The 11,744-nt window shown below is 68.3% G+C and carries 9 protein-coding genes; 8 read left to right on the top strand and 1 reads right to left on the bottom strand.

Annotated features, from left to right (window positions below; translation table 11 throughout):
- The first annotated feature begins 118 nt into the window (after positions 1–118).
- The 8 genes from EV648_RS05555 to EV648_RS05520 all read left to right on the top strand — a co-directional run bounded on the left by EV648_RS05555 (position 119) and on the right by EV648_RS05520 (position 9,466).
- Positions 119–1,723 (top strand): ABC transporter substrate-binding protein, encoded by a 1,605-nt coding sequence (locus EV648_RS05555; RefSeq protein ID WP_241994917.1) that lies wholly within the window; start codon positions 119–121, stop codon positions 1,721–1,723.
- On the top strand, positions 1,720–2,646 hold the full coding sequence (locus EV648_RS05550) for an ABC transporter permease (RefSeq protein ID WP_132285633.1): 927 nt from the start codon (positions 1,720–1,722) through the stop codon (positions 2,644–2,646). Before EV648_RS05555 ends, EV648_RS05550 begins: the two co-directional genes overlap by 4 nt.
- Positions 2,639–3,532, top strand: coding sequence for an ABC transporter permease (locus EV648_RS05545; RefSeq protein ID WP_132188086.1), 894 nt, complete (start codon positions 2,639–2,641; stop codon positions 3,530–3,532). The genes EV648_RS05550 and EV648_RS05545 overlap by 8 nt, the downstream gene beginning before the upstream one ends.
- On the top strand, positions 3,529–4,527 hold the full coding sequence (locus tag EV648_RS05540) for an ABC transporter ATP-binding protein (protein ID WP_132285631.1): 999 nt from the start codon (positions 3,529–3,531) through the stop codon (positions 4,525–4,527). The genes EV648_RS05545 and EV648_RS05540 overlap by 4 nt, the downstream gene beginning before the upstream one ends.
- Complete coding sequence (locus EV648_RS05535) at positions 4,527–5,531, top strand: ABC transporter ATP-binding protein (RefSeq protein WP_132285629.1); 1,005 nt, start codon at positions 4,527–4,529, stop codon at positions 5,529–5,531. Before EV648_RS05540 ends, EV648_RS05535 begins: the two co-directional genes overlap by 1 nt.
- 91 nt (positions 5,532–5,622) lie before the next feature.
- Entirely contained in the window at positions 5,623–6,369 is a 747-nt protein-coding gene (gene dapB, locus EV648_RS05530) for a 4-hydroxy-tetrahydrodipicolinate reductase (RefSeq protein WP_199234439.1), read from the top strand.
- A gap of 16 nt (positions 6,370–6,385) precedes the next feature.
- The gene (locus tag EV648_RS05525; protein WP_132285625.1) at positions 6,386–6,826 is read left to right on the top strand and encodes a hypothetical protein; all 441 of its coding nucleotides are present in this window, start codon (positions 6,386–6,388) and stop codon (positions 6,824–6,826) included.
- A gap of 96 nt (positions 6,827–6,922) precedes the next feature.
- A complete protein-coding gene (locus EV648_RS05520; RefSeq protein WP_132285623.1) occupies positions 6,923–9,466 on the top strand; it encodes a tetratricopeptide repeat protein in 2,544 nt (847 codons plus the stop codon).
- 501 nt (positions 9,467–9,967) lie between these two features.
- Here EV648_RS05520 and EV648_RS05515 read toward each other — a convergent pair.
- Positions 9,968–11,698: an alpha/beta hydrolase gene (locus EV648_RS05515; RefSeq protein ID WP_132285621.1), complete on the bottom strand. Its 1,731-nt coding sequence runs from the start codon at positions 11,696–11,698 to the stop codon at positions 9,968–9,970.
- Positions 11,699–11,744: the final 46 nt, after the last annotated feature.

Here is an 11,744-nt window from a genome sequence, read left to right as displayed (position 1 = left end):
TACTTGCGTCCATTTTGTCCCTGACAACGTTGACATGCGCAGTTTCGACCAGCCAACATGGCGGCTATTCCGCCTACCGGCCCTCCCGCCGAGGAAGTTGGTTCAGACCGTGCGACGTATGACTGGTGTTCTGGGGGTGACACTCGGCCTCGCCCTGGTGCTCAGCAGCTGTGGTGACGGCAAGAGCAGTGGAGACAACGCCGGAGGTGGTGGCGCCAAGAGTGTGGTGATCGCCATCGCGGCGGACCCGCTGGAGTACATCAACCCGCTGAACGAGAACGGCAGCCCCGGCATCCAGGTCGCGCAGGCCATGTTCGCGCCGCTGGTCACCACCGATCCGAGCAGTGGCAAGACCGTCAACGTGATGGCCGAGTCCGTCACGCCGGACAAGACCAGCCAGACCTGGACGATCAAGCTGAAGCCCGGCAACTCGTTCCAGAACGGCCAGCCGCTGACCGCGAAGGACTACGTGGACAGCTGGAACCTGACCGCCCAGGGCTCCACCGCCTGGAAGAACAACGGCTTCTTCTCCAAGGTCGAGGGCTACGACGCGCTCAACCCGGAGACACCCGACGGCGCGACCCCGAAGCCGACCGCGGTGAAGACGCTGAGCGGCCTCAAGCAGATCGACGAGATGACCTTCTCGGTCAAGCTCAAGGTTCCCTTCTCGCAGTTCGGCCTGACCCTGCAGTACCTCGGGCTCGCGCCGCTGCCGGAGGAGGTCCGGAAGAACCCCGACGCCTACAAGCGCAAGCCCATCGGCAACGGCGCCTACAAGCTGGACGGCACCTGGAACGCCGGTGAGGACATCAAGCTGGCCAAGTGGGACGGCTACAAGGGCCCGAACGCGCCGGACGCCGACTCCATCACCTACCGGTACATCCCGAACGCGGATACGGCCTACAACGAGTTCCTGGCCGGCACCGTGGACTTCGTGGACGTGCCGCCGACCAAGGTGAAGACGTTCAAGACCGACGCCCCCGACGGTTGGGTGACGGCCGAGAGCTCCGGCGCCAACTACCTGACGATCCCGGCCTGGGACGCGCGCTTCAAGAACCCCAAGCTGCGGCACGCCTTCTCGATGGCGATCGACCGCAAGGCCTTCGCCGACCTGGTCGGCCTGTCCACCCCGAGCAAGGGCCTGATCGGCCCGGACATCAACGGCTACCGCGACAACGCCTGCAAGTACTGCGACTTCGACGCGGCCAAGGCCAAGCAGCTGCTCCAGGAGGCCGGTGGTTTCTCCGGTCCGGTGAACATCAACTACAACACCACCTCCGCGACCGGCCAGATCTTCGCCGAGGCGATCGGCAACATGATCCGGCAGAACCTCGGCCTCGAGGTGAAGTACACCGGCAAGCAGGGTTCGGAGATCACCGAGCTGGCCGACACTCGCAAGCTCGACGGCCTGCGCTTCAGCGGCTGGGGTCACGACTACCCCTCGATCGAGGACTACCTGACCCCGATGTTCAAGTCCACCGGTGACGCGAACTTCGCCGGCTACAACAACCCGGCGCTGGACAAGGTGCTGGCCCAGGGCGACGCCGAGCCGGACCAGGAGCAGGCGATCAAGCTGTACCAGCAGGCCGAGGACATCGCGCTCGAGGACATGCCGCTGATCCCGCTGTACGCCAAGCAGAACGCCTACCTGCACTCGGCGAAGATCGAGCCGCGGGTCTCGAAGTACACCGGTGTCCAGGCGCTCTACTCCACGTTCAAGTGACCCGGTTCGTCCTGCGCCGCGTACTGGCGGCCATCCCGATCGGCCTGATCGTCACGCTGGGGGTCTTCGCGCTCGTCTTCGCGATGCCCGGAGACCCCCTGCGGGAACTGGCCGGTGACAAGCCCATCCCGGCCGCCGTGCTGGCGGCGAAGCGGGCCCAGTTCCACCTCGACGACCCCTTCATCGTGCAGTACCTGCTGTCGATGAAGGACATCCTCACCGGCCACTTCGGCAGCACGTTCGCCGGTGCCGACATCGCCGACCAGCTGAGGCTGCGGATCCCCGTGACACTGAAGCTGGCCACGTTGAGCCTGGCGCTGCAGTGGATCGCCGGTCTCCTGTTCGGGCTGTACGCCGGCTTCCGGCGCAACGGCGTGATCGACCGGATGCTGCTGCTGTCGACGCTCGTCGTACTGGCTGTCCCGGGCCTGGTCCTGTACTTCGCCGGGCAGTACGTGTTCGGCGTACAGCTCAAGTGGCTGCCTGTGTCCGGTGTCGCCGACGGCTACCCGATCTCGTACCTGCTGCCGGCGGTCTGCATCGCGATCACCGGGTTCGCCGGGATGGCGCGGCTGACCAGAACGTCGATCGTGGACACCGCTAACGCCGACTTCGTCAAGACGGGCCGGGCCAAGGGCCTGGGGGAGCAGCGGATCCTCTGGCGGCACGTGCTGCCGAACGCGCTGCTCCCGGTCGTCACCCTGATGGGCATCGACTTCGCCGGCATCTTCGCCGGCGCGGTCCTTGCCGAGAGCATCTTCAACCTGCCCGGGCTCGGCCAGTTCATGTTCCAGGCGATCAAGCTGAAGGAAGGTGGCGTGGTGGTGCTGCTGTCCACGTTGGCGTTCCTGATGTTCATCCTGATCAACCTGCTGGTCGACATCGTCTACGGCGCGATCGATCCGAGGGTACGCAATGTCTGAGACGCAACAGGTCTTCGAGACCGAGACCCAGGACCTCGAGGGCCGGACCCTGTCCAACCGCGAACTGCTGCGGGCGCTGCTGCGCAAACCGCAGTTCGTGGTCTGCGTGCTGCTGGTCCTGACCTTCTTCGTGATGGCCGCCTTCCCACGGATCTTCACCTCCGTCGATCCGCGGTTCTGCGAGCTCGGCAAGAGTCAGCACGGCCGGGAGCCCGGGCACCCGTTCGGCTTCGATATCCAGGGCTGCGACTACTTCGCCAACGTGATCTACGGCGCCCGGCCGTCCGTGCTGGTGAGTGTCGTCGCCAGTGTCGGCGGCTTCGTGGTCGCGGGCATCCTGGGGTTGCTGGCCGGATACTTCCCGGGCGCGGTCGACACCGTGATCTCGCGGACCGCCGACGTGCTGTTCGCCCTGCCCGGGCTGATCGCGCTGATCGTGATCCTGAACTCGGTGCCGAACCGGAGCATCTGGATCATCGTCGCCGTCATCCTGCTGACCTGGTGGCCGCAAGGCATGCGGGTGATGCGGTCGACGGTCTTCTCGGTGCGCAACCGGGAGTACGTGCTGGCGGCGCGATCCATCGGGGTCCCACCCTGGCGGATCCTGCGCAAGCACGTGTTCCCCAACGCGATGGCGCCGCTGCTGGCGATGACCACCCTCGGCGTCGGCGGTCTGGTCGGTCTGGAGGCCGTGCTGACGTTCCTCGGGGTCGGGTTGCAACCGCCGTCGATCTCGTGGGGCAGCCAGTTCGGTGTCGCCGCGTCCTACCGTGACACCCCCCACCTGTTCCTCTGGCCGGCGCTGTTCATCTCGACGATGACGATCTCGTTCATGATCATCGGCGACTCGATCCGCGACGCCCTCGACCCGAAGTTGCTGCGATGACTACCGGTGAAGTACTGCTGAAGGTGGACAACCTCAGCGTCGAGTTCGACACCCCGCACGGCTCCGTCCGCGCGGTCGACGGGGTGTCCTGGCAGGTCCGGGCCGGTGAGACGCTGGCGATCCTGGGCGAGTCCGGCTCCGGCAAGAGCGTCTCCACCCAGGCGCTGACCGGGATCCTGGAGATGCCACCCGGGCGGATCGTGTCCGGCAGCGCGGAGTACCGCGGGGTGGACCTGATCGCGATGCCGGTGAAGGAACGCCGCAAGATCGTCGGCGACCGGATCACGATGGTCTTCCAGGACTCGCTGTCCGCGCTGAACCCGGTCCAGTCGGTCGGCACCCAGATCGCCGAGTGCTACCGGGTGCATCGCGGCCTGTCCAAGCAGGACGCGATGAAGCGCGCGGCCGAGATGCTCGACCAGGTCCGGATCCCGGCCGCCGCCAAGCGGGTGCGCGACTACCCGCACGAGTTCTCCGGCGGGATGCGGCAGCGGGTGATGCTGGCGATGGCCCTCGCGCTCGACCCCGACGTACTGATCGCGGACGAGCCGACCACTGCGCTCGACGTCACCGTGCAGGCGCAGATCCTGGAACTGATCGAGGAGTTGCAGGCCGAGCGCGACATGGGCGTCGTGCTGATCACGCACGACCTCGGAGTGGTGGCGGACGTCGCCGACAACGTGGTGGTGATGTATGCCGGCCACGTGGTCGAGCGGGCCGCCACCGCAGAAGCGCTGGACTATCCCGTTCACCCTTACACAGAAGGGCTGCTGGGCTCGATGCCGTCGGCCGAGCTGAAGGGTCAGGAACTGCCGACCATCCCCGGTACGCCGCCGTCGCTGCGGGCGATCCCGTCGGGCTGCGCATTCCGGACCAGGTGCCCGCATGCGATCGACGACTGCGCGCTGGAGGTGCCGAAGCTGCTGACGGTCGCCCCCGGCCGGGACGCGGCCTGCATCCGGCGTACCACGATTTCCGCGAAGGAGGCGGTGTGATGAGCGAAGAGTTGCTGGTGGCAACGGAACTGGTGAAGCACTACGACATCAGTCCGGCCTTCTCCTTCGGTACGAAGACGCTGGTCCGGGCGGTGGACGGCGTCGACCTGGTCCTGCGCAAGGGCGAGTCGCTCGGCATAGTCGGCGAGTCCGGCTGTGGCAAGTCGACCCTGGTCCGACTGCTCGCGGCGCTGGAGAAGCCGACGTCCGGCGAGGTCCGGTACGGCGGGGTCGACGTGAGCAAGCTGAACGGCAAGGACCTGCGCAAGTGGCGCCGCAACGTCCAGGTCGTCTTCCAGGACCCGTACTCCAGCCTCAACCCGCGGCTGCGCGTCGGCGAGATCGTCGCGGAGCCGCTGGAGGTGCACCCGGACGTCTCGAAGGGCATGGACATCCGGGCCCGGGTCCGCGAACTGCTGGAACTGGTCGGGCTCCGGGCCGAGGACGAGACGCGGTTCCCGCACCAGTTCTCCGGCGGACAGCGCCAGCGCATCGGCATCGCCCGGGCGATCGCGCTGAACCCGGACGTGCTGCTCTGCGACGAGCCCGTCTCGGCGCTCGACCTGTCCGTCCAGGCGCAGGTGGTGAACCTGCTGATGCGGCTGCAGCGCGAGCTCGGCCTGAGCATCATCTTCGTCGCCCACGACCTGTCGGTGGTCCGGCACGTGTCCGATCGGGTCGCCGTGATGTACCTCGGCCGGGTGGCAGAACTCGGCGAGCACCACGAGGTGTACGACGTACCGGCGCATCCCTACACGCAGGCGTTGCTCTCGGCCGAGCCGGGTCTCGCCCGCCAGGGCCGCAAGCGCATCGTCCTGGCCGGTGACCCGCCCTCCCCGGTGAGTCCGCCGTCGGGTTGCCGCTTCCACACCCGCTGCCTCCGAGCCGAGGCCCGTTGCTCCACCGACATCCCCGAACTCCGCCAGATCCCCACCGGCCAGACCGTCTCCTGCCACTTCGCCGAAGAAGCCCAATCCACCTACACAACCCCCGTCACCGCCTAGCACCCAGCGGCCGCGAACTCCCTGATCGCTGCCGCCGGGAGCGGGGTGAGATCCTTGGCGGGACCGGTGGTGGTGATGAGGAAGGGTGCGGATGATCAAGGTTGCGGTGCTGGGTGCCAAGGGGAAGATGGGCGCCCAGACGTGCCAGGCCGTGGCGGCCGCGGGCGATCTCGAGCTGGTCGCGGCGCTCGACCAGGGCGATGAGCTGACCGGACTGACCGACGCCGGCGCCGAGGTGGTGGTCGACTTCACCCGGCCCGAGGTCGTGATGGACAACCTTGCCTGGTGCATCGAGCACGGCATCCACGCCGTGGTCGGCACCACCGGTTTCGATGAGGAGCGCCTAGCCACCCTGCGCGCTCAGCTCGACGCCAAGCCCGGCGTCGGAGTACTGATCGCCCCGAACTTCTCCATCGGCGCCGTGCTGATGATGCAGTTCGCCGCCCAGGCCGCCCGGTACTACGAATCCGTCGAGATCATCGAGCTCCACCACCCCGACAAGGTGGATGCCCCCTCCGGTACGGCGCGTCGTACCGCCGAGCTGATCGCCGAGGCCAGGCGGGAAGCGGATTCCGGGCCGATCCCGGACGCCACCACGACCGGGCTCGAGGGCGCGCGGGGCGCGGACGTCGAGGGGATCCACGTGCACGGGATCCGGTTGCGCGGTCTGGTCGCGCACCAGGAGGTGCTGTTCGGCGACATCGGCGAGACCCTGACGATCCGGCACGACTCGATGCACCGCGAGTCGTTCATGGCGGGCGTGCTGCTCGGCGTTCGCCGGATCGTCAGCACGCCCGGCCTCACCGTGGGCCTTGAGCACTTCCTCGACCTCTCCTGAGACGACGGGGTCAGGAATGACGGCCAAACGCTCCGCGGTGGTGCTCGCGGTGGTCTTCGTCGCGTACGCCGTGCTGCTCGGCTGGCGGGGAGTCCTGCTGATCGGCACGGGTGATCCGGTCGCCGTCGGGCTCGGCATCGCCGTCCTGGTGATCCCGGTGGTCGGGGCGTACCTGGTCTGGCGGGAGATCCAGTTCGGACGGCAGACGGAGGCGCTCGCGCGGGAGCTCGGCGAGTCCGGCGGCCTGCCCGTCGACGATCTCCCCAGGCGGCCGTCCGGGCGGATCGACCGGGCCGCGGCGGACGCCGCCTTCACGAAGTACAAGGAGGAGGCGGAGGCCGCGCCGGACGACTGGCGGGTCTGGTTCCGCCTCTCCACGGCGTACGACGCGGCGGGTGATCGCAAGCGGGCGAGGGCCTCGATGCGGACCGCGATCGCCCAGCACGCCGGGCGTTAGCGCTCCGAGTCGGCCGGGAGTTTCCTGGGAGTTGGCTGGGAACCCCACCGGATCGCCTGACAATGCGGTGCGGTAGGGGATACCTTCAGGGGGTGCGTGGCGACCGCCACGCACGAGGTCGGAGACTGGGTGGGCCGTCCTTTGCCATCAGACGGGTCTCGCCGCGGCTCGGACGATGCCCAGCCAACGGGTTTCGGTGACCTGCTCCGCCGGCACCGGCGCGACGCCGGATTGTCACAAGAGGGGCTGGCCGAACTCGCTGGCCTGAGTGTCGACGCGATCGCGGCCCTGGAACGGGGTCGTCGTCGAGCGCCCAGGCCACACACGCTGAGGCTGCTCGGAGACGCTCTGAAGCTCGGCGCGCCCGATCGCGCCCAGTTGACCGCCGCTGCTCGCCGCGACGCAGACCCGGGTCAGCGCGCCGCTCTGCGCCCGGCGCCCGTTGCCGCGAACGAACTGGTCGGCCGCGCCACCGAGCTCGCCGAAGCCGGGCGACTCCTCGGCGAGCGGGCCACCCGGCTGCTGACCCTGAGCGGACCCGGCGGTGTCGGCAAGACCCGCCTCGCGCTCGCGGTCGCCGGGGGAGTGGCCCACAGGTTCGACGACGGGATCTGCTGGGTGCCGCTAGCAACGGTCTCGGATCCGGCCGCGGTCGCGGTGACCATCGCCGCGTCGACCGGGTTGCACCCGCTCGACGGTGGCCGGCTGGTCGAGGAGATCGCGGCCCAGGTCGGCGCCCGGAGTCTGCTGCTGGTGCTGGACAACTGCGAGCATGTCGTCGCCGACGTCGCGCTGATCTGTTCCACCCTGCTGGAGCGCTGCCCGAACCTGTCGGTGCTCGCGTCGAGCCGTGAACTGATGAGAGTCCCGGGCGAGAGCGTTTTCGTCGTACCGCCGCTGGCGCTGCCGGTGACCGAGGACGAGCTGGAGAACTCGCCGGCGGTCAAGCTGTTCGTGGATCGTGCGACCGCACGAGGCCACACCCCAGCCGACCAGATGGAGCAGGTCGCCCAGGTGGTCCGCAGGCTCGAAGGTTTGCCGCTCGCGATCGAGCTGGCCGCCGCCCGGACGAACGTGCTCACCGTGGAAGAGCTCGCTGCCGAGCTGGAGAGCTCGTTCGGCATCCTGGCCGGTGGGAACACCACCGCCGGACCTCGCCAGCAATCGCTGTACGGCGCGATCGAGTGGAGCCACGAGCTGCTGACCCCTGCGGAGCGGGAGTTGTTCGCGCTGCTGTCGGTGTTCGTCGGCGGGTGGACGCTGAACGCGGCCGCCGCCGTCCTCACCGGGACCATCAGCCCAGGCCCCCTCGAGCGGGCCCGCGCGCTCGACCTGACCAGCCGGCTGGTCGACAAGTCCCTGATCAGGGTCAACCGCGACCGCGGCATCGCGCGGTACGACATGCTCGCGGTGATCCGTGAGTTCGCCGCGGACCAGCTGCTGGCCTCCCGCCGCTACGAGGAGATGGCCCGGCACCATGCCGCGTTCTACACGGCGTTGGCCGAGGAGGCTGAGACCCACCTGCGCGGGGCGAACCAGGCCGACTGGCTCGACCGGCTGGACGGCGAGCTGGACAACCTCCGCAGCGCGATGTCCTGGTCGCTGCGCTCCGGCACGAACGGCGAAGCGCTCCGCCTGGCCGGAAGTCTCTGGTTGTTCTGCTACCTCCGCGGCCACTACGCCGAAGGCGGCGAATGGCTGGAACGCGCCCTTGCGCTGCCGGACGCCTCCGACCCGGGGCTGGCGTCGTACCGGGCGAAGGTCTGGCTCGGCGCGGGCATGCTCGCCTTCCTGCAGTGCGAGTACGAGGTGGCGACCACCCGGCTCGAGTCGGCCCTCGCGCAGTACAAGGAGCTCGACGACACGGCCGGTACGGCGCTGGTCATGCAGCGTCTGGGTGGGGTCGCCCGGGAGCGTGGTGACTACGTGACCGCGGAGAACCTGCACTGCCAGAGCTACGACCTGTTCGAGAGCCTGGGGGACCGGTCAGGGATGGCCTGGGCACACAACCACCTCGGGTTCGTCGCGTGGCTCCGCGGTGACCTGGAGATCGGAGCCCGGCGCTGCCGCAAGGCGATGAACAGCTTCCGCCTGCTCGGCGACGGCGAAGGCCTCGCCTGGGCGTTGATCAGCCTCGGCACGATCTCGCAGTACAGCGGTGAGTTGACCGAGGCCGAGGACCTGCTGCAGGAGAGCCTGGCGCTGTCCCAACGGCTCGGGTACCGCGAAGGCATCGCCTGGTCACTGAACCAGCTGGGCATCGTGGAGCGCCGCCGTGGTTTCACCGAGCGTGCGGTGCACCTGCTCGATGAGAGCCTGGCCGAGCACCGGGATCTGGGCGACCGCTGGCGTTCCGCGAGCGTGCTGGAGGAGCTGGCGACGGTCGCCCGGCAGCGCAGCCGGACGGAGTACGCCGCCTTCCTGCTGGGCGCCGCGGACGGGATCCGCGAGGTCATCGGGGCACCCGTGCCCGAGGTCGAGAAGGCCGACCATCTGGAGACCCGCCAGGCGATCGAGCAGTCCCTGGACCGGCGGGCCTTCCGCGCCGCCTGGTCCGCCGGCCGATTAGCCCCGCTGGCCGCTGTCGCCGACGGCTACCCCGGCCCGACTCACGCGTCCGACCGCTCCACCTGGCTCTGAGACACCCCAGCTATTCGGGGGCATTTGACGGCCTCTGCTAACTGTCTGTAGGCGACCGCGGACATGGGAATGCCCGTACTCCGGGGCCGCCCCGCCGCGGAGTACGGGCAAATCTGGCCTCGCGAGGCACCACGACCTGGGGGATCGAAGGTACCCCGCGAGGGATCTGAGAGCGGGCTGGGACAAGCGAGAACGGGTCCCGGCCGGCTGTGTCTCTGTCTGACCCCCCAGGCAGTCCCCCCACACCACAGCCGGCCGAAGCCTCGTCGGCGATGTTCCCCTCACGTCGAGCCCTCCCGGTCGACGCTTGGTTCTCCCGCGCTGACTCAAGGTTGACGTGGTCACGCTCTGTCGCACAGGGACGAAACCCTGACAATGCCCTGACAAAGACGTACTGACAACGAAAGCCCGGTCACGACCTTGCCGATCGTGACCAGACGTTTTCCCTGTGTGCCGGAATTCGGGTCGAAAGTGCGGTTATTTCACGACGTGAACTGCCAATTAGCGCAGATAACCTGAGATCATCCTGGTGAATCCGGCGACGCGGCTCAGTGGCGCGCCCGCCGCATAGTCGGTGGAATACGGCGCGGTCGGGGCCGGAATGCCTTCGCCCGCGCAGGTGGTGTCCTTGGCCGGCGCCTTCCCGGTGGTGAGGAAGGTGTTGACGATCTTGTCGGCGCACTTGTTCACGCCGCCGTAGATGCCGTGGTCGCCCTCGCCGGTGATCGTGAGCAGCCGCGACCCGGCGTACCGGCGGTGCGCCGATCGGGCGAGTGAGATGTTGGTGGCGGGGTCGTGCACCGACTGCACCATCAGCGTCGTCGGCAGTCCCTTGCCGGTCGGGACGGGCATCTCGAGCTGCGGCCGATCCCAGTAGAAGCAGGGGTTCTCGTTCATGCCCCAGCCGAGCAGGGGATAGTGCGGTCCGAGCCGGGCGGCCAGCTGGTCACCGACCTCGCGGCCCTGCGGCCAGGCGGTGTCGTTGCAGGTGACCGCGGTGAAGGTCGCGTTCTCGGCGCTCTCCGCCAACGGCCGGCCGGACTGCCGCAGACCGAACGGCGCCAGGCCGACCGTGTGCCGGGTCGCGCGCTCGACGAGTTGCCGTTGGCGGGCCGGCGGGAGTTCGTCCACTTTCCGTTGCGCGGCGCGGGGTCCGCCTTTACTCTGAGCCGCTGAAAGATCACGCAGAAATGCCAGGTCGAGAGCCAGTGACGGGAAATCCATCTTTGTATACATATCCCCGGCGACGATGTTGTCCAGGGCGTTCTGGTCGTAACTGATCTTCACCGACCCGTCCAGGAACTCCTCGACCGCCGGCTGCTTTTTCAGATCCGCCCGGAGTCTTTCGTAGGTCCTGATCACCAGCCGTGGAGAACTTCCGAGTTTCAGCTTCGCGTCGTACTTCGCTGCCCAACCCGCGAAATCCTCGCGGAATCGGCGCTCGAATCCCTGCGGCTGTGCACTGAACGTATCCAGCCACGGCCGGGTGAAGTCGGTGTTCGAGTCGAGCACGAAGCGGCCGACGTGCTCGGGGAAGTAGGTCTGGTAGTACGCGCCCAGCCAGGTGCCGCCGGAGTAGCCGACCCAGTCGATCTTGTCGAAGCCGAGCAACTGGCGGATCAGGTCGATGTCCTGCACGGTCTGCGCGGTGTTCACGTACGGCAGCAGCCCGCGCGACTGGCGGGCGCAGTACGGGCCGGTGAGGCGGGAGGCCTCGGAGATCAGGTCGAGGTTCCACGGGTCGCGGTCGCGCGCGTCCATCGTGTAGCCCGGGGCGCCCTCGCAGATGACGTTGTCGCTGTCGCCGGTGCCACGCGGGTCGAACCCGACGGTGAGGTGGTCCTTGGCGAGTTCCTTCTGGCTTGCCAGGTACGGCGCCATGCCGAGCCCCGCGGCGCCGGGGCCGCCCGGGTTGCCGAACACGACCCGGCTCGGCTTGCCCTTGGCCGGGGCGACCTTGCTGATCGCGAGCTGGATGTCCTTGCCGGCGTACTGCTTCGACCAGTCGCGCGGGGCGGCGATCTTCGCGCAGTACGTGCGCAGTTCCGGGTCGCCGCACCGCTTCCAGGCGGGTGTCTGGTCGAGGTACCGCTTTGCCACCTCGTTCGGGCCCAGCTGCACTCGCGGTTGTGCTTGTGAGGCCTCGACCGAGGCGGTCGCCCCGGAGCCGGGGATCAGCAGTAGTGCCGTAGCACTGATACCGAGGCCGACGGCCAGGGTACGGAACTTCATACATCCTCCAACGGATGGCCAAGCGTAATCGGACCATCGCAATCTG

The organism is Kribbella sp. VKM Ac-2568, assembly GCF_004345365.1.
Lineage (GTDB): Bacteria > Actinomycetota > Actinomycetes > Propionibacteriales > Kribbellaceae > Kribbella > Kribbella orskensis.
This window is presented reverse-complemented; position numbering and strand designations above follow the sequence as displayed.

Excerpts from the sequence above, each read along its gene's own strand:
- EV648_RS05545 (WP_132188086.1), top strand. The coding sequence starts at position 2,639 with ATGTCTGAGACGCAACAGGTCTTCGAGACCGAGACCCAGGACCTCGAG.
- EV648_RS05525 (WP_132285625.1), top strand. The coding sequence starts at position 6,386 with ATGACGGCCAAACGCTCCGCGGTGGTGCTCGCGGTGGTCTTCGTCGCG.
- EV648_RS05535 (WP_132285629.1), top strand. The coding sequence starts at position 4,527 with ATGAGCGAAGAGTTGCTGGTGGCAACGGAACTGGTGAAGCACTACGAC.
- EV648_RS05540 (WP_132285631.1), top strand. The coding sequence starts at position 3,529 with ATGACTACCGGTGAAGTACTGCTGAAGGTGGACAACCTCAGCGTCGAG.
- EV648_RS05555 (WP_241994917.1), top strand. The coding sequence starts at position 119 with ATGACTGGTGTTCTGGGGGTGACACTCGGCCTCGCCCTGGTGCTCAGC.
- dapB (WP_199234439.1), top strand. The coding sequence starts at position 5,623 with ATGATCAAGGTTGCGGTGCTGGGTGCCAAGGGGAAGATGGGCGCCCAG.
- EV648_RS05515 (WP_132285621.1), bottom strand. The coding sequence starts at position 11,698 with ATGAAGTTCCGTACCCTGGCCGTCGGCCTCGGTATCAGTGCTACGGCA.